The sequence below is a fragment of the Pseudoalteromonas sp. Xi13 genome (genome assembly GCF_003952205.1).
In the GTDB taxonomy this organism is placed as follows: Bacteria; Pseudomonadota; Gammaproteobacteria; order Enterobacterales; family Alteromonadaceae; genus Pseudoalteromonas; species Pseudoalteromonas atlantica.
Map to the genome: position 1 here is coordinate 942,177 of NZ_CP034439.1, position 24,814 is coordinate 966,990.

Sequence of the window (24,814 nt, forward strand, 5' to 3'; positions counted from 1 at the left end):
TTATTATATTTAGCTTAGCTATTAAGATTTAAAAAATTGCATTGATTTAGTTAAGTCATCAGAGAGCTGACTAAGTTGCTGTGCGTCTTGCCGTGTAGATTGTGCAGAGAGAAGAGTTTGATCTGCTAAGTTACTTACTTCTTGCGAATCACTTAATGCTTGAGTGGTTGCGTTAGATTGCTCTTTAACCCGCAGTGCTATCTCTTCGCCTTGGTGTTTTATATCGCCCATGCTTTGCTCTGCACTTTGTAAAATATCGTTTGTTTCGGTGGCGGCGTTTACCGATTGTTCCATCTTCTGGACACTTGAGCGCATTTTTTGTTGTGTATCGTCAGAAGCTTGCTGGAGTGAGCTAATAATTTGGTGAATTTCTTGGGTTTGAGTTTGTGTACGCTGTGCAAGGGTTCTTACTTCATCAGCTACCACGGCAAAACCACGGCCATGTTCACCGGCTCGTGCTGCCTCAATGGCGGCATTAAGTGCAAGTAAGTTAGTTTGATCGGCTATTTCGCTAATGCCTTTACTTACTTTACTAATTTCTTGGCTATCTTGAGCGAGTCTATCTAAGGCTTGTTGGCTTTCGGTAAATTCAACCTGAAGGTCTTGCATGTATTTGGCTAGTTCCATGGTGTTGTTATAGCCTTGCTTTACATGCTGCGCGGCATCTTGTGCTGTTAACATCGCTTGATTAGCGGACTCTTCTACACTCACTGCACTTTGCTCCATATTACTTAGTGCATCATGAATAGCGTTTACCCGTATTTGCTGTTTTTCAACATCGTTACTCGTTTGGCTGCTTGCCTGTGAAAGCGATTTAGTGGCGCCGCATAGCTCCACAGTACTTGCTTTTACATTCTCTAAAAGTTTTGAAAAGGCATTAAGAAGTGCATTATATCGCGCTGCAATAATATCCATTTCATCATTAGTACTTGAGTTGATAACCGCATTTAAATCGCCATTTGCTGCTCTTTGCGCAGCTTCGGTAAAGCGATTAATGGTATCAACTACCGCAAAATAAAAACCAACCATTAAGTAAAATGCAATCAATAAACTAATTAATGATGCAGCTAATACAGTGTTTCTTGTCAAGCGTTGCGTGTTCAGTTTTTCATTTATTAGCGATTCAAGGGTAGGGATGCTTTTATCAATTAGTTGGCTAATACGACTAAGCACTTGGCTGGTAAGCCCTGCAAATTCGTTTTGTGTAAGCTGTATATCATCTGGTTCAAGCAGCTTTTTATCAATGGCTGTTTTAAAAGCGGCTATGGCGTTATGTAAATTAGTGAGAGAGGGCGTCAGTGCTTTATTTACAGATGCATCGGCCGTGGTGGCAATTGTAAGTATTTTATCGAGTTGCTGCTGGTACAAAGGTAGCGACTTACTTAAGTTTGAAAGCGCAATAAAAGTCTCTGGTGTAAAACGCTGATTAGTAAGAACAGTATTAGCGCTTTGCGCTGTCGCATTTATCTGCATAATAAGCGCAGGTATAGGCGTAACTAATGCGCGATTAACATAAGCACTCGCAAGTTGGTTATCTAAGGCCAAATTAGACTGTATTGAAACCAGCTCAAGTACGTCATTCATTTGCTCATCTTTTACATTAAAACCACGTGCTTTAGCTACTTTTACATTTTTATAGGTTTCACCCTGCATTTGATTTGCAAGAATGTCTCTGTAGCTCAGTAAACCTTGTTTTTGCATTTGAGAGACGCTTATACTCTCGCTTAATAAAGAGACTAAAAAAAACAAACTAAGCGCAAGGGGTAATAATAAAATACCAAAAACTAAACCAATTTTAGTTTTATATTTTAAGTTGCCCATTAATGATATAGCAGGTGCTGCTAAGTGCCTTAAGCTCGTCATACGTTTCTCTTGTGGGGTAAAAGTGAGTCTAAAAAGTGAGACCGTATAAAGGCTAAAAACCATTCAATTATCAATACGCACAAATAAAAAAAGCCCGTAAGGGCTTTTTTTAACTACAGAGTTAATAACGCACATTATTAACACATGTATTGGATGCTTATAGCTTAGCGAAGGCGCGCTCTGCAGCTTCAATAGTCGCTTGTACTTCTTGCTCTGTATGCGCTGCACACACAAAGCCTGCTTCAAATGCAGAAGGTGCTAGGTAAACGCCTTCTTCAAGCATTAGGTGAAAAAAGCGTTTAAAACGTTCTAAATCACATTCTGTAGCTTGTTTATAAGTGGTTACTTTTTCAGCATCAGTGAAGAAAAAGCCATACATACCGCCAGCGTAGTTAGTGGTTAAAGGAATGCCTGCTTTTTTAGCGCCTGCTTCAAAGCCTTCACAAATAGCTTTAGAAATAGCTTCTAACTTATCGTGCAAACCTGGCTCACTTAATAGCTCAAGCGATTTTAAACCCGCAGCCATTGCAATAGGGTTACCAGAAAGAGTACCGGCTTGGTAAACCGGACCTACTGGCGCAATGTAATCCATAATTTCGGTTTTGCCGCCAAAGGCACCAACAGGCATGCCGCCGCCAATGACTTTACCTAAACATGTTAAGTCAGGTTTGATGTTGTAATACGCCTGAGCGCCACCTAATGCAACACGAAATCCGGTCATTACTTCGTCAAAAATAAGCACCGATTTGTACTCATCACATACTGCACGCAAGCCTTCTAAAAAGCCTTCTACAGGAGGAATACAGTTCATGTTACCCGCTACTGGCTCAACGATGATACAGGCAATGTCGTCTGCGTATTTTTCAAATACCGCTTTTACTTCATCAAGGTTATTAAACGATACGGTAAGTGTGTGCTTTGCAAAATCCTCAGGGATACCAGGTGAATTTGGCACACCCATGGTTAATGCGCCAGAGCCTGCTTTTACTAATAATGAGTCGGCATGGCCGTGGTAACAACCTTCAAACTTAAGGATTTTATCACGCCCTGTATAGCCACGAGCTAAGCGAATGGCGCTCATTGTTGCTTCTGTTCCTGAGCTTACCATGCGTACTTTTTCGATTGAGGGAACAAGCGCTTTTACTTTTTCGGCCATTAAAATTTCAGCTTCAGTGGGCGCCCCATAACTTAAACCGTTTTCTACCGCTTCGTGAACAGCTTGCTTTATAGCTGGGTGGTTATGGCCCATGATCATCGGGCCCCACGAACCTACGTAATCAATATAACGGTTGCCATCAGCGTCAAAGGTAAACGCACCCTCGGCTTTGGTAATAAATAGTGGCGTACCACCAACACCGTTAAATGCACGTACAGGTGAATTTACGCCACCAGGAATTGAAGTTTGTGCACGATTAAATAAATCTTGGCTAATTGTCATGAAAAATCCTATTAGTTGTCGCTTGGTAAAAGTGTTTAGCTGTCGCGTTTGCGGCTAAACCAAGGTACGTCTACTTCATATTGCTCGACTTTGTTTTCTACGCCGAGGGTTAAAGCAAACAGTGCCATACGAATTAACACGCCATTTTGTACTTGGCGGAATATAGCTAAATTGTCGTTACTGTTTAAGTCGTTATCAAGCTCATTAGCTTCTAAACGGCTATCGCGTGGGAGCGGGTGCATAAGCACGGAATTTGGCTTACAGTGCGCGTTATAAATTGATTGGCTAATTCTAAAGCCGCCACGGTATTTATTGGCTTCTTCTTGTGAAGGGAAGCGCTCTTCTTGAATACGTGTTTGGTACACAATATCGGCTGCTAAGTTCCCTTCCATTTTGTTTACTAATTGTATTTTATGGCCTGCATTTTCTACCGCATCTAAAATACTCGTTGGCATTTGTAGGCCATCGGGCGCTACCATCGAAAATTTTACGTTTTTGTAATGGCACAATAATTTAGATAATGAATGTACTGTGCGGCCATATTTTAAATCGCCAACTAAGGCGATATGCATGCCATCAATGTTTTGATCAAATCGGTTGAGTTCGCGCTCAATAGTAAGCAAGTCAAGTAGTGCTTGAGTAGGGTGCTCGTTTGGGCCATCGCCACCGTTAATTACCGGTACGGTACAACCGTCTGCAAATTCGCTTACCGAGCCTGCATCAGGGTGGCGCATAGCGACAGCATCAGCGTAAGCCGAAATAACACGCGCAGTGTCGTAAAGCGATTCGCCTTTAGCAAGTGCTGAGCTTTGCATACCGGTTGTTTCGCGCACGCCACCGCCTAGTAAATTAAAGGCAGTACCAAAGCTTACACGCGTACGCGTGCTTGGTTCAAAAAACAAATTAGCTAAAATAGCGCCTTCTAGCACTGTTGTTTGCTTTTGTTTTTTAGCATAAGGCTCCATTTTTTTCGCTACTGCAAAAATACGCTCAATGCAATCTCTGTCGAGTTGATTTACCGACAGTATATGTTCACCTTGGAAACTTAACATGGGGTTGTTCCTAATCAATCAAAGGGGCGCGATAATCCATAAAAATGGGGCACGCAATCGCGTGTGTTATAGCAAGTATTGTAAATTGCAGCGCAGTTTAACATGCGCTACACAGCTTATAAATTAGGTTTTATTACCGCAAGCGCTACAATAATTAGCAGCGCAATAACTGGGAGCTCATTAAAAATACGATAAAAACGGTCCGTTTTGGTATTTCTGTCGTGTTTAAAGTCGCTCAGTAATTTAAAGCAGTAGCCGTGGTATAGATATAAAATAATGACCAGTACCAGTTTGTAGTGCAGCCACATGCTGTATCTAAACCACTCACGGCCATATTCTACAATAGTCAGTACACCAAAAACGGCCGTTAAAATAGCAAACGGGGTAACAAAAAAGAGTAGCCGGCGTTCCATCACTTTAAGCATTGAGTTACAGGCTTTTTCTTCGCTCATTGCGTGGTATACAAATAACCGAGGTAAATAAAAAATACCGGCAAACCAGGCAATCATAAAAAAAATGTGCAGTGTTTTATAAATTAGTAAAGCGCTCATAAGAATCCTAAAGTAGGCTGTTACGAATAGTTAAAATATTATTTATTTGATCCCAGCGTAATAGCCCCATTATTTGCTGATCATCTAGCAAGTTGTATACATACAGGGCGCCGCTGCGTTTATCTTTTAAAATATCAAAGGCATCAGCTAAGGTCGACTGGCTGCTAATGCCTTGTAAACTAATGTAGTTTATATTTATGTTTTCGCCCGACATCAGGGTAAGGTCGTACTCTGCTAGGCGATAGCCGTTTTCTTCATCGTAAACTATTAAAGGGGTTTGGCTGTCCATGGCGTCTAAGGTGTTTTTAATTTGCTCTTTATCGTCTGAATAAAGCAGTTTAAAGTCCTCATCCATATCATCCATTATACCCACTTTTTGTAGCGCCTCCGTTGCGGGCGATACATGATAAGGTAGCCCCTGAAAATCAAGCTGTTGCAAAAATATAGACCGATTGCCAAATACTTGCAGCGCCGTTACATAGGCGGTCGTTATCACTAACATGGCCGGTACAATAATCTCTGGCGAGGACGTAAGCTCCATCACAGTTGTTAATGCTGCTAACGGCGCATGTAATGTAGCTGCGAGTAATCCTGCCATTCCTAATACGCCGTATGTGCCTGCAATGTCAGCACCTGGGCTTATAAATTGGGCAAAAAAGGCCATTAAAGTACCTGTTAATACACCTAGCCCAATAACGGGGCCTATTAAGCCACCCGGTATTCCTAGGCCAATGGCAAACAAGGTCGCTAGCAGTTTAGCTATTAAAATAGTGGTAAGTAGCTGCGCGTTTTCAGGCGATTCAACCGCAATAGTAATCGCACTCATACCCGAACCCATCGCTTGGGGCACTGCATAGGCAATAATACTCGCAATACAACCTGCAATGAGTAAACGAGGAAACATGCTTAAAGGTTTAAATGTTTTTATGATCAGCATTAAATTTTGATTAAAGCTATAGGCAATTGCCCCTAAGGCCATGCCACATAAAATTAAATATGGGTAATGCCAACCACTCAATGGCGTAATGCTAATAAGTGCAAGCTCTGAGCCTTCACCAAACACAAATTGGGTTGCTAATGCACCAGTTAGTGCGGCAAGCATAATTGGCACAAAAATATGCACTTTGTACTCACGTAGCACCACTTCCATTACAAAAATAACCGCAGCCAGTGGGGTATTAAACGAGGCCGCAATACCAGCGGCGACGCCACAGCCACTTAATGTACGCATGGCGTTATGCGGTAAATGAAGTTTATCGGCTAATATACTTGCGCCAGTGGCGCCCATATGAACAGATGGCCCTTCGCGGCCCACCGAAAAACCACTAATAAGTGCCAGTGCACCACCAACAAATTGGTTTACGGTGTTGTAAAGCGGCATTTGCCCGTAGTGGCGTTTAATGCGATGAATAACAAAAGGAATGCCTAATCGGTAGTGCTTAAAGCCAGTAAATGCAGCAAATGTAGCAATCAGTAGTGCAGCAATTAACGGCATTAAAACCCGTTCAAGAGTGGGGATAGTCGTAAAATTATCGGGAGTGTCTAAAAATAAGCTTTGAAAAAACAGAATCGTTAAGCGAAATAAAATAATAAAAAATGCAGCAATTAAACCAGCACTTACGCCTAATAAGCATAATTGCACAGAGGTTTTTGGTTTTGCTAATCGACGCCTGAGTTGCTCAAGCCACATGCTGTATTCTCCGCCACATTTTTTCAGCGAGCAGTTTAACAAAAGTGTGCAGGTAAGTCCTTGTGATTTTGCAATTTTAAACACTTATATTAACAAATATTACAGCAATCACTGAAAACACATTTTGCTATCGTATCGGTTAAAGCAATAGTTAAAAGCCTAAGATAGCACAAGAGATGTTTGACTATACTTGATTAAAACACTCGGGTATTAGATAATCACGCCATTGCGATATTGAGGGTTTTAAAATGTCTGAAGAATTACCAATAAAGTTCAGCGATGCAGCTGCTGTTCGTGTTAAACAGTTAATCGACGAAGAAGAAAATCCAGATTTAAAACTGCGTGTTTACGTAACAGGTGGTGGTTGTTCTGGTTTTCAATATGGTTTTACTTTTGATGAAAAAGCAAATCCTGGCGATTTAGAAATAGTTAAAAATGGTGTAACCCTGGTTATTGACCCAATGAGTATTCAGTACTTAGTTGATGGCGAAGTGGATTACACCGAAGGGTTAGAAGGCGCACGCTTTTTTGTATCTAATCCTAATGCAACGACTACCTGTGGGTGTGGTGCAAGTTTTAGCGTTTAAGCAATTTACGCTTAGCTATTAAAGCCGCGTTAGCGGCTTTTTTAATGCCTAAAATTCAATTGGGCTGTAATGGGTAAACTGCATTATTAATACAAAAAAGCCTAATACAAAAGCAGAAAAGGCAAGTATGTATAAAAAGCCTTTTTTACCTTGTTTAATGGGTACACCGTAGTGACGTAAAAACAAAAACCATAAAAAGCATAGTAAAATAGGCAACAAAAATAAGACTCTAAACATACTTCCTCTTTAGTCCCTTAGTTAGGGAAAAACGTTATTTATGGGAACTTTTTTACCCTTACTGTTGTTTAAACATCAATACAGCAAGGTTATTCGCACGTTAATTTGTAACAAAGTGCTTTTATCTTACAATTAATTTTTTAGGAAAAAACTTAATATTTTTGGTACGTTAACTTAAATATTCAGCATAAGTAAAGGTTAGTGGTTGGGTGAATTTATGCAAACTATGTAATTAATTATTTAACCGAACTGTTAATAGTATATAATGTATCCAAGAGTGAGACGGGCAAAATTTCACTCTTAATAAAAATAAACCTATATCCTATTTTTGCGGGTTAGCACTGAATAGATTGGTAGGTTGAATAAGTAGCAATACCTTTGCTTATTTAAGCAATAGCTTGCTATTGAATAATGTAGTGGGTATCTGCTTATATGCCTCCAATCATTGTGTGACTACTGCTTTGACGGGTATGTCATATCATCTAGTAGGAGATGTAAAATGATGGGCAAGACTGTTTCTTCTGAAGAAAACGAAAAGCTAACTAAATGGCTTAAAACAAAACGCCATGAAAAGGGTCATACAATGCGTAGCCTGGCACAAGTGCTAGGAACACCTCACTCATTTATCGGTAAGATTGAAAATCAAGAACGCCGCTTAGATGTTATTGAGTTTGTACGTTACTGTAATGCACTTGAAGTTGATCCGCATGAAGCGCTAGGCTTAATTAAAGCGGATTAATATTGTTTTGCTTAGGGTGTTATAAGGGGCACTTGAACGGCCTAAGCAAATCACGTTAATGCAGGGATGCATTACATATTTTTATGGTAATTTTGCTCTAACTGATAGAGCTTATGCCTAATCAAATATAAAAACACCAGCGAAGGTATTACCATTAATGCCGTTAACACAAAAAATAATGCCCAATTTCCCATTAGCCAATCATCAATAACCACACCACTGTAACTTGAAAGCAATGTACGCCCTAAATTACCAAGCGAAGCCAGTAATGCATAATGTGTTGCACTAAATGCCCGGTCACATAACATCGATATAAATGCCACCATAGCCACTAACGACCAAGCCTGAGTAAAGCCGTCAATTACAATAGCAAAAGCGTATAAGCCCAAATTAGGGCCAACCAGCGCAATAGCCGAAAATGCTAAATTAGACCCCGCCATAGCAACACCACTTATAAATAGCCCTTTTACAATGCCGTACTTTTGATTGAACAAGCTGCCCACAAAGGTAAAAGCAATGGTGAGTACTGCAGTGCCTACTTTTGAAAAAGTGGCTATATCGCTGTTGCTAAAGCCTATTTCTTTATAAAAAACAATCGACATACGCCCTAAAAAAGCTTCGCCTATTTTAAATAAGAAAATAAATGCTAATAAGGCAAGGGCTGTTTTAACCCCATTTTTAGCAAAAAAGGTTTTAAAGGGATCAACCACTGTAACGCCAAGCCAAGCAATCACTTTAGTAAAGGGCGTTTGCTTAATGCTGGCTAGTTTTTCAAGGTATACGCGCTCAAGCTCTGCGTGAACAGCTTCTCGGTTTGATTTAGGCTCTTTGGCAAACAACACGCCGCTCATTAGTATCAACATAACAGCGGCTAAAAAGTAATACACTTGTGGCCAATCTAAAGAGGGGATATCGGCCATGTAAAAAGGAATAGCCCCCAGTAATGCGTAACCTGTCCACCAACCCGATGTGGCCATAGCAGCAGCTGCAGTGGCTTTATGAGATTCGTTTTCGCTTAACGTGTCTATTCTAAAAGCATCAATTGCTATGTCTTGTGTGGCAGAGGCGACTGCGATGAGTAAACACAAGCCGGCGGCAATCGCTAAGTTTGCTTTTAAATCAAGCCCCGCTAAAAGCAGGGTGCCAATAAACATAAAGCTTTGGCAAAATAAAATCCAGCTGCGACGTTGCCCAAACCATTTGTACAATAACGGCAGTTTGGTTCTATCAATAAGCGGCGACCACATAAAGTTAATGCTGTATGCGCCAAATACAATACCAAATAAGCCAATCATACTGCGGCTTAGGCCTTCATCTTTTAGCCAAGCCGACATCACAGAGCCAATCAGTACCCATGGAAAACCACTGCTCATACCAAATATAAAAATATTGATTAAACGTTTATCTTTAAAATACGAGAAATATTCGCTTACTGAGAGGGTTTTGCTCATAGGGCCTTCATTGGCGTTGGGTGCAACTTAGTAGCACCTCAGTGATTTATAATGGGGTTTGCTCAAGTACTTTAATATTTAAAATAACAACGGGCGTTTTTGGTACAAAGTCGTAGCCAATTTTTTCATTAAAGCCGGTTTCTACAGCCATAATTTTATCTAGTGTGTCGTAACCATCCATTACATTGCCAAACACGGCAAAGCCCCAATCTCTACCTGGGTTTAAATGATCGTTATCATCCATATTAAAAAAGAACTGGCGAGTTCCTGAATGCGGTTCACGGTCTTGATACGCCATAGCGATGCTGTACATATCATTTTTTAAACCGTTGCCACTTTCGTTAAATATAGGGTCGTTTTCGTGTAAGCCATCAAGGTCTTTATCGTAGCCACCGCCTTGTATTACAAAGTCACGGTCGTTTTCAACATCACGTTCTACACGGTGGAATATACTGCCTTGGTAACTTTTATCCATTACGTAGGTTAAAAAGTTATTTACCGTAATAGGGGCTTTTGAGCGGTCTAGCTCAACCACAATGCTACCCAATGACGTGACTATTTCTACACGCGGGAAAATATTGTCTTTTTGAACAAAACGGCCTTCTTGCGCGGCAAAGGTGCTTACACTAAATAGTAGGCTTAAGCAGATTAAAAATCGTTTCATTGTTAACCTTCTAAAAATTCAATTAATTCTGGGTCCGATACAATGCGGGTTATAATTTGTTCCGTCAACTTATTGAGTTGACCTTCAATTTTGGCGCGATCGTGGCTCAGCGGCCCTTCTAAATTAGCACTGCCACGATACACTTTACTAAAATTGCTGGTAGAGCGAATGACCCGTACGCCTAGCTCAATGTGCGCTTCGCTGGTATGGCTCATGAGCTTTTCAGTCACCTGTGCTTGTAAGGCATGAATGTCTAGTTCAAAGCGGGTTGTTGCTAGGTTTGAAATACTTGCCCCGTTACGGTTTAGCGCGCTATCTAATACGCTTTTAACAGAGGTTACAATATCTTGGCTGGCAAAGGTCTTGGTTTTGTCCGACTCAACAAGCTTAAGGGTGGCGCTATCACCACGTAAATCAATAACGCTGGTACTTAAACTGGCTGAAATAACGCTAATTTGGCCACTTTTATAAACCGGGTTTAGTATCACTTGGTTTGGTTGGTTACTGCATGCGCTAAACACCAGCATGGAGCAACAGGCTAAAATAAATTTAGTTAATTTCATTTTATAGCATCCCACTATTTTTAGTTGCGCTGAGCACTACAAACTTTTTGTTTGAACCTAATAGCTTACAGTTACCAAACATACGATTTAATTTATCGTGATAATCTAAATGACGATTACCAATAATACGCAGCTCGCCACCTTCTTTTAATGTATCTTTTGCTTGTTTAAACATTTGCCACGCAATGTGGTCGGTAACAGCTTGGGCTTGGTGAAATGGAGGGTTACACAACACCATATCCACACTGTCTCTTGCAAAGCCGGTTAAACAATCGTTTTCTATAAATTGGCAATCATCAAATTTATTTGCTTGGTTAAGTTCTACATTTAAACGTGCAGATTCGACCGCCATGTACGACTCATCAACAAAGGTTACCGACGCATTTGGACAGCGTGATAACGTCATTAAACCCACCACACCATTACCACAACCTAAGTCGATAATACTTTTTGCTTTTGAGGTTTGCGGCAAGTAATTAAAAAAGAACCGTGCACCTATATCTAACGAATCGCGCGAAAACACATTGGCATGGTTCGTTATATTAAAATCAGTGCCTTCAAGCTGCCAACTTACCGGGAAGTTAGCTTCTTTATAACCGCCTTTTGCTGTACTTAATATTAAACGCGACTTTTTAACAGCCAAACTTGTTTTGGTTTCGCCAATAAATTGCTCAAACGCTTTTATAGTTGAGTTATGAATTTCCTTTGTTTTACCCGCGGCAATAACCGGTGTGCCTGGGGCAAGTACTTCACTCAACTCGCTTAATTGAAACTGTAAAAACCCGACGTTACGCGGTATTTTTATAAGTACTAAATCAACCTCTTCAGGCAGCGCAGATAAGCTATCTAACTGTGTAAATTGGGCTGTTGATAGTTTATTTTCTTTTAAATTATAGGCTGCAGCTTGGTGGCTAATATAAGAATCGTTAACTGAACAAACCGTTAATTCACTAAAATAACAGGCCAGGGCACCAAACGCGTCGTTTAAAATTAGTAATGAGCGACAATCAGGGTGATGTTCGTTAACATAATTGATAAGGTACTCGTCGGCCGAATCCCACGCTTGTAAACTGCGGTTTTTTTGATCCAAAGGGAAACGTTCAAGAGTAAATGTTTTATCGCCTAGCTGGGCTTGCGTCGTCATAATGGTTTGTTGATCAGTAATCTAATGTAGGTAAATTCTAACATGCAACGGCAAAACGCCAACCCCCAACAGTTACCAAACGGCTTTTCTTATCAAAGTAAGGCGCTTAGTGCGCAAAAAAGCCTCGATTTATTTTATTATTTACAAAAAAATCTTAATTGGCAGCAGCCTAATGTCACTGTGTATGGCAGAACAGGGCCCATTCCACGTTTGCAATGTTTTATGAGCGACTTAAATATTGAATATGGTTACTCACACAGTAAACAAATAGTAGAGCCGTGGGATAAGGTGCTTTTAGCAATGCGAAAACGTTTAGAGCGATATTTAAATAAGCCGCTTAATTCGTTATTAGTCAATTATTACCGTGATGGTAACGACACCATGGGCTGGCACAGTGATGATGAAATAGAGCTAGGTCCTGAGCCTACCATTGTATGTATATCGCTTGGTGCTGAGCGCGTACTCAAATTAAAACAAAAAGCCACGAATAAAGTCACCGACTTAAAATTACAAAGCGGTAGTTGCTTAGTGATGAGTGGGCATAGTCAGCGCGACTACCAGCACGCAATCCCCAAACAAACAACGCTTGCTCACCCACGGATCAGCTTAACGTACCGCTTTATTGAGCACATTAAACAAAAGCAATTTAGTTAGTTAAATTAACTTGTTATAGTAGCTGCACAATTCAGTGACTAAATATGGTGTTTTAATGTCAATGCAACAACAAATTCAAGACAAGCTTAGTAGCGCGATTGCCTGTAAGCATTTAAACGTAATTAACGAAAGCCATATGCACAGCGCCGGTACTGAGTCGCATTTTAAAGTAATTGTGGTAAGCGAAGAATTTGCGGGTAAACGATTACTACAGCGCCACCGCCAAATTAACGAAGTACTAAAAGATGAGCTAGCAAATCATATTCATGCCTTAGCGATTCATACGTACACGCCAGATGAATTTTCAGAACAAGGTGGCGAAGCACCTGACTCTCCAAATTGTATGGGCGGCTCAAAGCTAAATTAACCACACTGTAGGTTAGCCAATATAAATAGGGGTATTTGATCAGGTTTAACTGATCAGATCAGTGTTTTTAGTATTAGCCTTTAAACTAGCGCTAATTTTTATTGTAAAAGATATAGGATGATCAATGGTCATTAAGCCTAAAATTCGTGGATTTATTTGTACTAACGCACACCCTGTAGGTTGTGCAGAGCATGTTCAAGAGCAAATTAACTATGTAAAACAACAAGGCGAATTAAAAGATGCGCCTAAAAATGTACTCGTAATCGGTGCATCTACTGGCTACGGCTTAGCGTCTCGTATTACGGCGGCATTTGGCGGTGGGGCTAAAACACTGGGTATTTTCTTTGAAAAAGAAGGTACAGAGCGTAAAACAGGTTCTGCTGGTTGGTACAATACAGCAGCATTTCAAGACGCTGCAGATGAAGCTGGGCTTTGGTCAAAAAATATTAATGGCGATGCGTTTTCTAACGAAATTAAGCAAAAAGCAATCGAGACAATCAAAGCAGATTTAGGCAAAGTAGACTGTATTATTTACAGCTTAGCATCGCCTCGTCGTACCGATCCAAATACAGGTGAGGTGTATTCATCTACACTTAAACCTATTGGCAGTGCTGTAACCACAAAAAATTTAAATACGTCAAAGCGCGAAATTGACGAAGTAACAGTAGAAGCCGCAAGCCAAGATGACATCGACAACACCATTAAAGTGATGGGCGGTGAAGATTGGGAAATGTGGATTGATGCATTAAAAGAAGCAGATGTACTAGCCGATAACTTTAAAACCACGGCTTATACTTATATAGGTAAAGAGTTAACGTGGCCAATTTACGGGCACGCAACAATAGGTAAAGCAAAAGAAGATTTAGACCGTGCAACTGCCGCAATTAAAGAATCGACAAAAGATTTAAATGGTCAAGCCTATGTGTCGTCTTTAAATGCTGTTGTTACTCAGGCAAGCTCTGCTATTCCTATTATGCCGCTATATATCTCTGCTTTATTTAAAGTAATGAAAGCCGATGGCACTTATGAAGGCACCATTGAGCAAATTCATGCTTTATTTAGCGAAAACCTATACGGTGAAAACCCACGCTTTGACGAGGGCGGCCACTTATTCCAAAACTACAAAGAGCTAGAAGACGATGTACAAGCACGTGTGCAAGCTGTTTGGGATAAAGTAGATACGAGCTCAATTGATGAGCTAACCGATTATGTAGGCTACCATAACGAATTTTTACGTTTATTTGGTTTTGGCATTGACGCTGTTGACTATGAGCAAGATGTAGATGCAGTGAAGCCAATTGCAAACATGATTGACTAAATCATACTTTGTAATTATAAAAAGTCGCTTATTGCGGCTTTTTTGCTTTTAGTGTTTTAGATATTTTGTGGCAGTTAGGTGCTTAGGCTACCACTTTGGTCTACCTTGATTTTTATTTAAAACACTTAACAAAACTAAATAAGCGTTTCTGTCGTATAATTTTCATAAATACACTCGCATAGTCGTACATAATGATGTTAAAATCGAAGCAATATGTGAGGAGTTTTACTGCGTTGCTTGTTTGATATTCCTAGCAAGTTGTTCTTTTGTACCTTGATATATCTTGGATAACTCAAGTGGCGACGTGGTTGATACGATTTTTCAGTTTCTTTCCGTTAATTAATGCAAGTGCGTATGATCAACATAAAAAAAGGTCTGGATTTACCCATAGAGGGCGCGCCTCAGCAAGTTATTCATGATGGTTCTGCCATCAAACGTGTAGCTGTGCTAGGTGAAGAGTTTATCGGTATGCGTCCAACCATGCATGTTCGTGTGGATGACCAAGTCAAAAAAGGCCAGGTACTTTTTGAAGACAAAAAGAACCCAGGCGTCCTATTTACTGCACCAGCTTCTGGTACAGTAAAAGAAATTAATCGTGGTGCTAAACGTGTGCTGCAATCTGTTGTTATTGAAGTAAACGGCAGTGAGCAAATCACCTTTGACTCTTTCAATGCAGATGAGCTTGCAAGCTTATCGCGTGAAAAAGCCAAAGAAGTACTTGTTCAGTCAGGTCAATGGACAGCACTTCGTGCTCGCCCATTTAGCAAAATAGCTGCGTTGGATGCAAATCCTAGCTCTATATTTGTAACCGCTATCGACACAAACCCTCTTGCTGCAGATCCTGCAGTAATTATTGCCGAAAATGCAGCTGCATTTGAAGCGGGTCTTGCTGTTGTTTCGCGTTTGACCGATGGCAAAGTATTTGTATGTAAGCAAGCTGGCAGTCAAGTTCCTAGCTCGTCTATCGCTCAAGTAGAAGTACATGAGTTCGGTGGCGTGCATCCAGCAGGCTTAGTTGGTACTCATATTCATCACCTTGATGCAGTATCTGTTAATAAACAAGTTTGGCATATTGGTTACCAAGACGTTATCGCGTATGGTCACTTATTCCTTACTGGTGAAATCAACACAGACCGTGTTATTTCGCTTGCAGGTCCTCGCGTTAAAAACCCTCGTTTAGTGAAAACACAACTAGGTGCTTCATTAGATGATTTAGTGGCAGGCGAATTAGAAGACGGTGATAACCGTGTTATTTCTGGTTCTGTTTTATCTGGCGCTATTTCTTCAGGTCCTCATGCATTCTTAGGCCGCTACCACGTTCAAGTATCTGTTTTACTTGAAGGTCGCGAAAAAGAGCTGTTTGGTTGGATTGCACCAGGTAGTGATAAATTCTCTGTAACGCGTACATTCCTTTCTCACCTTGCACCGAGTCGTTTATTTAAAATGACAACGTCTACAGGTGGTTCAAAACGTGCCATGGTACCAATTGGTAGCTACGAGCGCGTAATGCCGCTAGATATTTTGCCAACCCTATTATTACGTGACTTAATTTCACGTGACTTAGACAGTGCAATTTCATTAGGCGCGCTTGAACTTGATGAAGAAGATTTAGCGTTATGTACCTTCGTTTGTCCGGGCAAATACGAGTATGGTTCTATCCTACGCGATTGCTTAACAACGATCGAGAAGGAAGGCTAAGAGATGGGTTTAAAGAAATTTTTAGAAGACATTGAGCCGCATTTTGAACCAGGTGGTAAACACGAAAAATGGTACGCCCTGTATGAAGCAGCCGCGACTATTTTTTACACGCCAGGTTATGTAAATAAAGGCGCAACTCACGTTCGCGATAATATCGACCTAAAACGCATGATGATTTTAGTGTGGATGGCGACGTTCCCAGCTATGTTTTTTGGTATGTTCAACATCGGTCATCAGGCCGCAGGTGCTTTAGCACAAGGTTTTGAACTAGCAAACTCTTGGCAGGTTGGCTTGTTCCAGTTATTTGGTGGTGAATTAACCGCTGAGTCGGGCTGGGGCGCTAAAATGTTCTACGGGGCATGTTTCTTCTTACCAATATACGCCGTTACTTTTGCAGTAGGTGGTTTTTGGGAAGTACTATTTGCTTCTGTGCGTAAGCATGAAGTTAACGAAGGTTTCTTCGTAACCTCTGTATTATTTGCACTTATTTTGCCTGCGACTATTCCTTTATGGCAAGTGGCGCTAGGTATTACGTTTGGTGTAGTTATTGCTAAAGAAATCTTTGGTGGTACAGGCCGTAACTTCTTAAACCCTGCATTAGCGGGCCGTGCGTTTTTATTCTTCGCATACCCTGCACAAATTTCAGGTGACACAGTATGGACTGCAGTAGACTCGTTCTCTGGTGCAACTATGCTAGGTCAAGCGTTTGTAGGCACTCTTGATTACAGCAACATGGAGCTATGGTGGAATGCGTTTTACGGTTTCATTCAAGGTTCTGTAGGTGAGACATCTACGCTTGCTGTGCTTATTGGTGGCTTATTCTTAATTTACGTTCGCATCGCTTCTTGGCGCATTGTACTAGGTGTATTCCTAGGTATGGTGGCAACTGCATTCTTATTAAATGCGGTTGGCTCTGAGAGCAACCCTGTATTTGCAATGCCTTGGCATTGGCATTTAGTACTGGGTGGTTTTGCGTTTGGTATGTTCTTTATGGCTACTGACCCTGTATCAGCTGCATTTACCGATAAAGGTAAGTTCGCATACGGCGCGCTTATTGGCTTTATGGTAGTTATGATCCGTGTAGTAAACCCTGCTTTCCCAGAAGGCATGATGCTAGCAATCTTATTTGCTAACTTATTTGCTCCACTGTTCGATCACTTTGTAGTGCAAGCTAATATCAAGCGGAGGTTGGCACGTAATGTCTAGTAATAACGAATCAATCGGCAAAACGTTAACGGTTGTTGTAGCACTATGTTTAGTGTGTGCAATTATTGTATCGTTTGCTTCTGTACAGCTTCGTCCTTTACAGCAAGCTAATAAAACTCAAGATATTCAACGTAATATCTTAGCAGCAGCTGATATTGAAATCGCAAACTCTGTATCTGACACATTCGATGGCAAAATCGAAGCACGTGTTGTTGATATGGACACTGGCGAATTTGTTGAAGATGCTGATCCAAACTCATTTGATTTCGAAAAATCGAAATTCGACCAACAAAGAAGTTTTGCACTTAAAGCAGAAGGGATTAAGGACATCGCTGGTATTCAGCGTATGACTAAAAACTCGCCTGTTTACATCTCTAAAAAAGAAGATGGCTCTACAGATGCAATCATTTTACCTATCCAAGGTTACGGCCTTTGGGGTGTAATGTATGGTTTCTTAGCGCTTGAAAGCGATGGCGAAACAGTTAAAAACATCAACTTTTACAAGCATAGCGAAACACCAGGCCTGGGTGGCGAAATTCAAAACCCACAATGGACAGCTAAATGGCAAGGTAAAGAGTTACCTATTAACATTATGAAAAGCGGTGCTAGCAACGAACATCAAATTGATGGTTTATCAGGTGCTACATTAACTTCTAATGGTGTTGATCACACAGTTGACTTTTGGACTGGTGAAAACGGCTTTGGTCCTTTCCTTGCGAAGGTACGTGAAGGAGCGTTGAAATAATGGCTGATACTAAAGAAATGAAGTCGGTCCTATTTGGTCCGGTTTTAGCTAACAACCCAATCGCATTACAAGTACTTGGTATTTGTTCTGCTCTGGCGGTAACGTCTAGCTTAAAAAATGCCTTAATCATGTCAATTGCTTTGACATTAGTAACGGCGTTTTCTAGCTTGTTCATTTCAAGCATTCGTAACCACATACCTTCATCAGTACGTATTATCGTACAGATGACGATCATTGCTTCACTAGTAATTGTTGTAGACCAAGTGTTACAAGCATTCTCTTACGCTACGGCGAAAGAGCTTTCTGTATTCGTTGGCCTAATCATTACTAACTGTATTGTAATGGGTCGTGCTGAAGCGTACGCAATGAAGTCGCCACCACTTATGTCATTTTTAGATGGTATCGGTAATGGCTTAGGCTACTCAGTGGTATTACTTACTGTTGGTTTCATTCGTGAGCTATTTGGTAAGGGAACACTATTCGGTGTTGATATTATCCCATTAGTACAAGATGGTGGTTGGTATCAACCTATGGGTCTATTGATTTTACCACCGAGTGCATTCTTCATCATTGGTTTATTCATATGGGTACTTCGTACTTATAAGAAAGACCAAGTAGAAGCTAAAGCGTAAGGGGCAAGCAGTGGAACATTATATTAGTTTATTTGTAAAAGCGGTTTTTATTGAAAACTTAGCTTTAGCTTTCTTCCTAGGTATGTGTACTTTCTTAGCAGTATCTAAAAAAGTAACTACATCAATTGGCCTAGGTGTAGCCGTTATTGTGGTACTGGGTATTTCTGTACCAGTAAATAACTTGGTTTACCATGCCGTACTTGCACCGGGTGCATTAGAGTGGCTTGGTTACCCTGAAGCAGACCTTAGCTTTTTACGTTTCTTAACGTTCATTGGTGTTATTGCAGCACTCGTGCAAATTTTGGAAATGGCATTAGATAAGTTTTTCCCTGCACTTTACAACGCATTAGGTATCTTCTTACCACTAATCACAGTTAACTGTGCGATTTTTGGTGCGGTATCATTCATGGTTGAGCGTAACTATAACTTCGGCGAGTCTGTTGTTTATGGTGTTGGCGCTGGTGTTGGTTGGGCGCTTGCAATTACATTACTTGCAGGTATCCGTGAGAAAATGAAATATTCAGACGTGCCAGATGGCCTACGTGGTTTAGGTATTACCTTCATCACTGTTGGTTTAATGGGTCTTGGCTTTATGTCATTCTCTGGTATTTCACTGTAAAGGTAGCGAGGATAAATCATGAGTTATGAGATTTTCTTAGGCGTTGGTGTTTTCATCGCTATCGTTGTACTACTAGTTTTAGTTATCATTGGTGCTAAATCTAAGTTAGTTGCAAGCGGTGACATCATCATCGGTATTAATGGCGATCCAGACAAAGCCATTAAAACATCAGCAGGTAGCAAGCTTTTAGGCGCGCTATCTGAATCAGGTATTTTCGTATCATCTGCATGTGGTGGCGGTGGCTCTTGTGGTCAGTGTCGTGTACACATTAAAGAAGGTGGTGGCGATATCTTACCAACAGAACTTGATCACATTTCTAAAGGTGAAGCGCGTGAAGGCTGTCGTTTAGCGTGTCAGGTAAATGTTAAAAACGACATGGAAATTGAACTTGAAGAGTCAATTTTCGGTGTTAAAAAATGGGATTGTGAAGTTATCTCTAACGATAACAAAGCAACGTTCATTAAAGAGCTTAAGTTACAAATTCCAGATGGCGAATCAGTGCCTTTCCGTGCGGGTGGTTACATCCAAATCGAAGCGCCTGCTCACCATGTTAAATACGCAGATTTCGATATTCCTGAAGAGTATCGTGGCGACTGGAATCACTTTGGTTTCTTCGACCTGGAGTCAAAAGTAGACGACGAAACAATTCGTGCATACTCAATGGCTAACTACCCAGAAGAAGAAGGCATTATCATGCTTAACGTGCGTATTGCTACGCCGCCGCCAAGAAACCTAAGCCTACCATGTGGTAAAATGTCATCGTACATTTGGTCACTTAAAGCAGGCGACAAGGTAACTATTTCAGGTCCATTTGGTGAGTTCTTCGCTAAAGACACCGACGCTGAAATGGTATTCGTAGGTGGTGGTGCAGGTATGGCACCAATGCGTTCACATATCTTTGACCAACTTAAGCGTTTAAACTCTAAGCGTAAGATTAGTTTCTGGTATGGTGCGCGTTCTGAGCGTGAAATGTTCTATGTTGAAGATTTCGACGGCTTAGCAGCTGAAAACGATAACTTTGTATGGCATACCGCATTGTCTGACCCACAACCAGAAGATAACTGGGAAGGTTATACAGGCTTTATCCATAACGTACTTTATGAAAACTACTTGAAAGATCATGAAGCGCCAGAAGATTGTGAGTTCTACATGTGTGGTCCTCCAATGATGAACGCGGCTGTTATCGGCATGCTTAAAGACCTAGGTGTAGAAGACGAAAACATCTTACTAGATGACTTCGGTGGCTAACACCCATATCAAAACAGCTTAGTTTTGGTTAAAATACGGGCCTCGTCGCACTTTGTGCAACGGGGCTTTTTTTATTTTATTTTACATGGGCTAATTTAATGAACAGAGTAAGCAGTTCTCAAGGCGCTATCAGTATTTTTTTATTAACTATAATGCTATTTATCTCTGGCTGTGGGGCTGATAAAACACCTCAGGAGGTATTTTTAGAAGGCAAAACGATGGGCACCACCTATCATATTAAATACTTTGCCGACGATAAAAGCGTCGATGCCACTAAATTACAGCAGCAAATAGATACGCAATTGAAAGCGGTTAATCAGTCTATGTCTACGTATATCCCCGATTCTGAAATTAACACATTTAATAAATTACCCGCCAACCAAGTTATGCCAATTAGTGAAGACTTTAGGGCTGTGGTGAGTGAATCGATTCGTTTAGGTAAGTCGACCAAAACGCTCGATGTTACGATGGGTCCGTTAATAGATTTATGGGGCTTTGGACCTGATAAAAAACCAACTAAGCGCCCAAGTGATGAAGCACTTGCTGCAATGATTGAAAAAATTGGTGTAGATAAACTTAATCTTACTGAGCAGGGCCTTGCTAAAACAGTTGATGGTTTAGAGCTGTCGTTTTCGGCCACAGCGAAAGGGTATGGCATTGATAAAGTAGCGCAATTACTTGAAAGCCAAAATATTAGTAACTACATGGTAGAAATAGGTGGGGAGCTGCGCATTGGCGGTGAAAAGCCAAATAACCAAGATTGGAAAATCGCGATAGAGCAGCCAGATGCGCCACCAGGCGAGCGAAAAGTTCACCGTGTATTAGCGCCCGGTACGAATGGCATTGCAACATCAGGTGACTACCGTATTTTTTATAAAATGGCTGGCGAAACCTACACTCATTTAATAGACCCAGTAACAGGCATGCCAATCAAACATGACTTAGTGTCGGTTACTGTATTACATCCTAGTGCAATGACCGCAGATGGCTTAGCAACCGCATTAACGGTTATGGGAATGGACGATGCTAAAGCATACGCTGAAAAGCACGATTTACCTGTGTACTTAATGTCTAAATCAGACAAAGGCATTGTGACTTACGCGAGCACTGCATTTAAGCCTTATTTGTAATATAATAGCGTTTAGCTAAAACTTTATTCGTGCTAAACGCATATTACAACCGATTTTTTGAAATAGACTTCTCTCGCATCTATGTGGGTTTTGGGTGTATAATTTAGCGGTCGCTCAACAATGTTTGAGCATAATTTATTGCTGATCAATAGGGGCTAAGCAATGTCACTTTTTCTTCTTACATTTGGTTTATTAATTTTAATCGTGATAGCTATGGCTGTTGGTATGATCGTGCAAAGAAAATCTATGGCAAGTAGTTGCGGTGGATTAGGCTCGGTAGGTATTGATAAAGCCTGTGATTGTGACGATCCATGTGATAAGCGTAAAAAGCGTATGGCTAAAGAGCAAGCCTGGAAAGAAAACCAAATTATTTAAGCAGTAGCTTAATGACAAAAAGCGCCATATGGCGCTTTTTTTGTACCTGTATATTTAGTACTCATACCTTCTTTTAATTAAACACAACCTTAATGTATTAGACCAAGGTCTATAGTTTAGTTTTTTTCACCTATTAGGTTTATTTTTCTCGTTTGTCAAATTGGAGCTAACACTCTAAAGTTTAACCATAGACACAGAGCAAGGCTCAAGTCATAAGCTTGAGGCATAAGTTAGCCTCGCTTAAAAGAATCTTTATATTGTGTGTGAAGATGTTGTCAGTGTGAAAGGCAACTCAAGTTCGGTGGTGACTTAGCTTGAGTTGTTTTTATTCCCTACAACTGCCGCGCAGTGTAAACCAAGAATCTTTATATTGTGTGTGAAGATGTTGTCAGTGTGAAAGGCGACTCAAGTTCGGTGGTGACTTAGCTTGAGTTGTTTTTATTCCCTACAAATGCCGCGCAGTGTAAACCAAGAATCTTTATATTGTGTGTGAAGATGTTGTCAGTGTGAAAGGCAACTCAAGTTCGGTGGTGACTTAGCTTGAGTTGTTTTTATTCCCTACAATTGCCACGCAGTGTAAACCAAAAATCTTTATATTGTGTGTGAAGATGTTGTCAGTGTGAAAGGCAACTCAAGGTCGGTGGTGACCGGTTTTGAGTTGTTTTTATTCCCTACAATTGCCACGCAGTGTAAACCAAGAATCTTTATATGTGTGTGAAGATGTTGTCAGTGTGAAAGGCGGCTCAAGTTCGGTGGTGACTGAATTTGGGCTGTTTTTGTTTGTGCGGCTTTATTATTAACTTCATTAATCCCCCTTATCTCTACTCCTCACGCTTCCTAAATATAAAATATTTATAAACTAAGTCTTTATTTTTATTATGTTATTTTTTATTAACAAAATAGCTGCGAAAGCTTAACGCAAAACTTTATATTTTTTGTTGAACCGAAAACTGTCTTTGTTATACTCAGCATCGAACTTTCAGTAAGTTTTGAAAGTTTGTTTGATACGGATCAATTCTCACTAGGTAAATGTGTGCTAGCCGGTTTGATTGTATTTAGCACCTCGTTTTAGGGCTTACAGCAGCAATGTTTTTTAATTTTTCCATTGCGCGCTTTATTACTCTAATTTTGTTATTAGTCATTTAGTAGGTTAATGTCTTTGAACACACTTTCTTTGCATCATACAAATACGGCTTTTGCTTCTAGCAAACCGCACACGTGTGAGCGCTTGAATAAAGCGGGCAAGGGCGTGTGTGTCGCTATAACATTATTAGTGTTTAATACGGTAATGCTGCTAAGTGGTGCATTAGAGGATGCCTTTCAGCTTGAAGCGTTGTTTAGCAATGGCTCTATTGTTGAGCCTGTTTTGCTGCACATTACGCAATTTTTAGCTCATCCGATCATATCTAGTCAGTTACTCATTGGCCTTTGCTGGTTATTGTTCCATATTTTTCCGGCGCGTCGTGCTGGAATTATCCTTCGTAAAGCCGCTTTCGCTTTTCGCGAGGCAAAAGTACACCAACCTGTGTCCGCTGCACATGGTTGTCGTGCTCCACCTAGCTTTACAGGTTGTCTGTAAGGCTTCACTTGTTGCTGGTTTTAATTATTTTTTCTTGCTGTAAATAATTAAAGTTTGCATTAGCAATGTAGCCGCGTGTTTTAAACACGTCAGCCAACCAACACTCACCCAAGTTAACTTTTATTACGTTATATAAATGCGTTTAGAAGCTGGGTTTGTTGCTAGGTATTTTTTGCATCCACTTGCAGCGGGTTCAGTCCCCTTTATTTTTATAATTTAGTTCTAGTTAACTTGGGTTTTTATTGAAAAATCGTTGCTTAATTTTTATTCAAAGCAGCAAATTAAAACTCTAGGTTTGTAGGATACTCCCTTGTTAATTCGTAACCTTTGTAATATTGCTTTAGCTAGTACGGTGCTGGCGTTGTCAGGCTGTAAAGGCGGGATACTCGATCCAAAAGGCCAAATAGGTATTGATGAGAAGAACTTAATCATCATTGCTACTGTCCTTATGCTGCTCGTAGTAATCCCCGTTATTGTGATGACTTTGTATTTCGCATGGAAATACCGAGACACACAAGATCATGAAATTTATGCACCAAAATGGGCTCATTCAAATAAGATTGAAGCCGTTGTTTGGGCTGTTCCTATTGTTATCGTTATTATTTTAGGTGTTATTACCTGGCAGTCTACCCAAGACTTAGACCCCTATAAACCTATTGAAGGTAAAGGCGAGCACCTCACTGTAGAGGTGGTTTCATTAAACTGGAAGTGGCTATTTATTTACCCAGAGCAAGGTATTGCAACGGTAAATGAATTGGTATTTCCGGCAAATGTGCCGGTGGAATACAAAATCACTTCAGAAAGCACAATGAACTCGTTTTTTATTCCTCAGCTAGGTAGTCAAATTTATTCTATGGCAGGCATGGAAACCAAGCTTCATTTAATCGCAAACGAGCCGGGCACATTTAAAGGCTTTTCTGCTAATTACAGTGGCGCAGGTTTTACAGGTATGAAGTTCAATGCCATTGCCACCCCAACACAAGCTGATTTTGACACGTGGGTAACAAGCGTTAAAGCCAATGCTAATAACCTCACTCATGCCAATTATGTTGAGCTTGCAAAAGCCAGTGAAAACAATCCTGTTGCCTATTATGGCAAGGTCGACGACGGCCTATTTCATACCATTGTGATGAAGTATATGCAGGCACATGGCGATATGAACAAAAAACATCAAGCAATGAGCGAACATGGGCAAATGAGCAAAAAGCACCATGAAATGAATGAACACGCAATGCCTTCATCTCACAGCCAGGGCGAGGAATAA

General features: G+C 40.6%; 25 protein-coding genes. 15 read left to right on the forward strand and 10 right to left on the reverse strand.

Annotation, left to right across the window (positions count from 1 at the left end):
- Positions 1 to 21 precede the first annotated feature (21 nt).
- The 5 genes from EJ103_RS04240 to EJ103_RS04260 all read right to left on the reverse strand — a co-directional run bounded on the left by EJ103_RS04240 (position 22) and on the right by EJ103_RS04260 (position 6,594).
- Positions 22 to 1,863 carry a methyl-accepting chemotaxis protein gene (locus EJ103_RS04240; RefSeq protein ID WP_126006218.1) on the reverse strand — a complete coding sequence of 614 codons (1,842 nt, stop codon included), beginning with the start codon at positions 1,861 to 1,863 and terminating at the stop codon, positions 22 to 24.
- A 157-nt stretch (positions 1,864 to 2,020) separates the two neighbouring features.
- The gene (gene hemL, locus EJ103_RS04245) at positions 2,021 to 3,301 is read right to left on the reverse strand and encodes a glutamate-1-semialdehyde 2,1-aminomutase (protein ID WP_126006220.1); all 1,281 of its coding nucleotides are present in this window, start codon (positions 3,299 to 3,301) and stop codon (positions 2,021 to 2,023) included.
- Between the two features lie 35 nt (positions 3,302 to 3,336).
- Positions 3,337 to 4,353, reverse strand: coding sequence for an aspartate carbamoyltransferase (locus EJ103_RS04250; RefSeq protein WP_004587156.1), 1,017 nt, complete (start codon positions 4,351 to 4,353; stop codon positions 3,337 to 3,339).
- Positions 4,354 to 4,469: 116 nt separating this feature from the next.
- The gene (locus EJ103_RS04255) at positions 4,470 to 4,904 is read right to left on the reverse strand and encodes a CopD family protein (RefSeq protein ID WP_024034304.1); all 435 of its coding nucleotides are present in this window, start codon (positions 4,902 to 4,904) and stop codon (positions 4,470 to 4,472) included.
- Between the two features lie 7 nt (positions 4,905 to 4,911).
- The gene (locus tag EJ103_RS04260) at positions 4,912 to 6,594 is read right to left on the reverse strand and encodes a chloride channel protein (RefSeq protein WP_055252948.1); all 1,683 of its coding nucleotides are present in this window, start codon (positions 6,592 to 6,594) and stop codon (positions 4,912 to 4,914) included.
- Positions 6,595 to 6,842: 248 nt separating this feature from the next.
- On the opposite strand from EJ103_RS04260, the gene erpA reads away from it, so the two are divergent.
- Entirely contained in the window at positions 6,843 to 7,181 is a 339-nt protein-coding gene (gene erpA / locus EJ103_RS04265; protein ID WP_002958911.1) for an iron-sulfur cluster insertion protein ErpA, read from the forward strand.
- A gap of 48 nt (positions 7,182 to 7,229) precedes the next feature.
- Here erpA and EJ103_RS04270 read toward each other — a convergent pair whose 3' ends face one another.
- Positions 7,230 to 7,418 carry a hypothetical protein gene (locus EJ103_RS04270; protein ID WP_004587152.1) on the reverse strand — a complete coding sequence of 63 codons (189 nt, stop codon included), beginning with the start codon at positions 7,416 to 7,418 and terminating at the stop codon, positions 7,230 to 7,232.
- Between the two features lie 499 nt (positions 7,419 to 7,917).
- On the opposite strand from EJ103_RS04270, the gene EJ103_RS04275 reads away from it, so the two are divergent.
- Positions 7,918 to 8,157, forward strand: coding sequence for a helix-turn-helix transcriptional regulator (locus tag EJ103_RS04275; RefSeq protein WP_004587151.1), 240 nt, complete (start codon positions 7,918 to 7,920; stop codon positions 8,155 to 8,157).
- A gap of 71 nt (positions 8,158 to 8,228) precedes the next feature.
- Here EJ103_RS04275 and EJ103_RS04280 read toward each other — a convergent pair whose 3' ends face one another.
- The 4 genes from EJ103_RS04280 to EJ103_RS04295 are packed head-to-tail and all read right to left on the reverse strand — an operon-like array spanning position 8,229 to position 11,979.
- Positions 8,229 to 9,608 (reverse strand): MFS transporter, encoded by a 1,380-nt coding sequence (locus tag EJ103_RS04280; protein ID WP_004587150.1) that lies wholly within the window; start codon positions 9,606 to 9,608, stop codon positions 8,229 to 8,231.
- A gap of 46 nt (positions 9,609 to 9,654) precedes the next feature.
- Complete coding sequence (locus EJ103_RS04285) at positions 9,655 to 10,272, reverse strand: peptidylprolyl isomerase (protein ID WP_004587149.1); 618 nt, start codon at positions 10,270 to 10,272, stop codon at positions 9,655 to 9,657.
- Positions 10,273 to 10,274: 2 nt separating this feature from the next.
- Positions 10,275 to 10,835 (reverse strand): YajG family lipoprotein, encoded by a 561-nt coding sequence (locus tag EJ103_RS04290; protein WP_096042114.1) that lies wholly within the window; start codon positions 10,833 to 10,835, stop codon positions 10,275 to 10,277.
- 1 nt (position 10,836) lies between these two features.
- Entirely contained in the window at positions 10,837 to 11,979 is a 1,143-nt protein-coding gene (locus EJ103_RS04295; protein ID WP_024034301.1) for a methyltransferase, read from the reverse strand.
- Between the two features lie 42 nt (positions 11,980 to 12,021).
- Here EJ103_RS04295 and EJ103_RS04300 point away from each other — a divergent pair, with 42 nt between their 5' ends.
- The 13 genes from EJ103_RS04300 to cyoA all read left to right on the forward strand — a co-directional run bounded on the left by EJ103_RS04300 (position 12,022) and on the right by cyoA (position 24,814).
- Entirely contained in the window at positions 12,022 to 12,633 is a 612-nt protein-coding gene (locus EJ103_RS04300; RefSeq protein WP_126006222.1) for an alpha-ketoglutarate-dependent dioxygenase AlkB, read from the forward strand.
- A gap of 55 nt (positions 12,634 to 12,688) precedes the next feature.
- On the forward strand, positions 12,689 to 13,000 hold the full coding sequence (locus EJ103_RS04305; protein ID WP_004587145.1) for a BolA/IbaG family iron-sulfur metabolism protein: 312 nt from the start codon (positions 12,689 to 12,691) through the stop codon (positions 12,998 to 13,000).
- A gap of 124 nt (positions 13,001 to 13,124) precedes the next feature.
- Entirely contained in the window at positions 13,125 to 14,318 is a 1,194-nt protein-coding gene (gene fabV / locus EJ103_RS04310; protein WP_024034299.1) for an enoyl-ACP reductase FabV, read from the forward strand.
- A 354-nt stretch (positions 14,319 to 14,672) separates the two neighbouring features.
- Entirely contained in the window at positions 14,673 to 16,016 is a 1,344-nt protein-coding gene (locus tag EJ103_RS04315; protein WP_004587143.1) for a Na(+)-translocating NADH-quinone reductase subunit A, read from the forward strand.
- A 3-nt stretch (positions 16,017 to 16,019) separates the two neighbouring features.
- Positions 16,020 to 17,222 (forward strand): NADH:ubiquinone reductase (Na(+)-transporting) subunit B, encoded by a 1,203-nt coding sequence (locus tag EJ103_RS04320; protein ID WP_004587142.1) that lies wholly within the window; start codon positions 16,020 to 16,022, stop codon positions 17,220 to 17,222.
- Positions 17,215 to 17,967: a Na(+)-translocating NADH-quinone reductase subunit C gene (locus tag EJ103_RS04325; protein WP_004587141.1), complete on the forward strand. Its 753-nt coding sequence runs from the start codon at positions 17,215 to 17,217 to the stop codon at positions 17,965 to 17,967. Before EJ103_RS04320 ends, EJ103_RS04325 begins: the two co-directional genes overlap by 8 nt.
- Positions 17,967 to 18,599, forward strand: coding sequence for an NADH:ubiquinone reductase (Na(+)-transporting) subunit D (locus tag EJ103_RS04330; RefSeq protein ID WP_004587140.1), 633 nt, complete (start codon positions 17,967 to 17,969; stop codon positions 18,597 to 18,599). Before EJ103_RS04325 ends, EJ103_RS04330 begins: the two co-directional genes overlap by 1 nt.
- Before the next feature lie 10 nt (positions 18,600 to 18,609).
- Complete coding sequence (gene nqrE / locus EJ103_RS04335) at positions 18,610 to 19,218, forward strand: NADH:ubiquinone reductase (Na(+)-transporting) subunit E (protein WP_004587139.1); 609 nt, start codon at positions 18,610 to 18,612, stop codon at positions 19,216 to 19,218.
- Between the two features lie 18 nt (positions 19,219 to 19,236).
- Positions 19,237 to 20,466, forward strand: coding sequence for an NADH:ubiquinone reductase (Na(+)-transporting) subunit F (nqrF, locus tag EJ103_RS04340; RefSeq protein ID WP_004587138.1), 1,230 nt, complete (start codon positions 19,237 to 19,239; stop codon positions 20,464 to 20,466).
- Positions 20,467 to 20,564: 98 nt separating this feature from the next.
- Positions 20,565 to 21,596 (forward strand): FAD:protein FMN transferase, encoded by a 1,032-nt coding sequence (locus tag EJ103_RS04345; RefSeq protein ID WP_126006224.1) that lies wholly within the window; start codon positions 20,565 to 20,567, stop codon positions 21,594 to 21,596.
- A 162-nt stretch (positions 21,597 to 21,758) separates the two neighbouring features.
- Positions 21,759 to 21,971 (forward strand): (Na+)-NQR maturation NqrM, encoded by a 213-nt coding sequence (gene nqrM / locus EJ103_RS04350; RefSeq protein ID WP_004587136.1) that lies wholly within the window; start codon positions 21,759 to 21,761, stop codon positions 21,969 to 21,971.
- A gap of 1,159 nt (positions 21,972 to 23,130) precedes the next feature.
- Positions 23,131 to 23,550 (forward strand): hypothetical protein, encoded by a 420-nt coding sequence (locus EJ103_RS04355; protein WP_004587448.1) that lies wholly within the window; start codon positions 23,131 to 23,133, stop codon positions 23,548 to 23,550.
- A gap of 310 nt (positions 23,551 to 23,860) precedes the next feature.
- Complete coding sequence (gene cyoA, locus EJ103_RS04360; RefSeq protein WP_054983207.1) at positions 23,861 to 24,814, forward strand: ubiquinol oxidase subunit II; 954 nt, start codon at positions 23,861 to 23,863, stop codon at positions 24,812 to 24,814.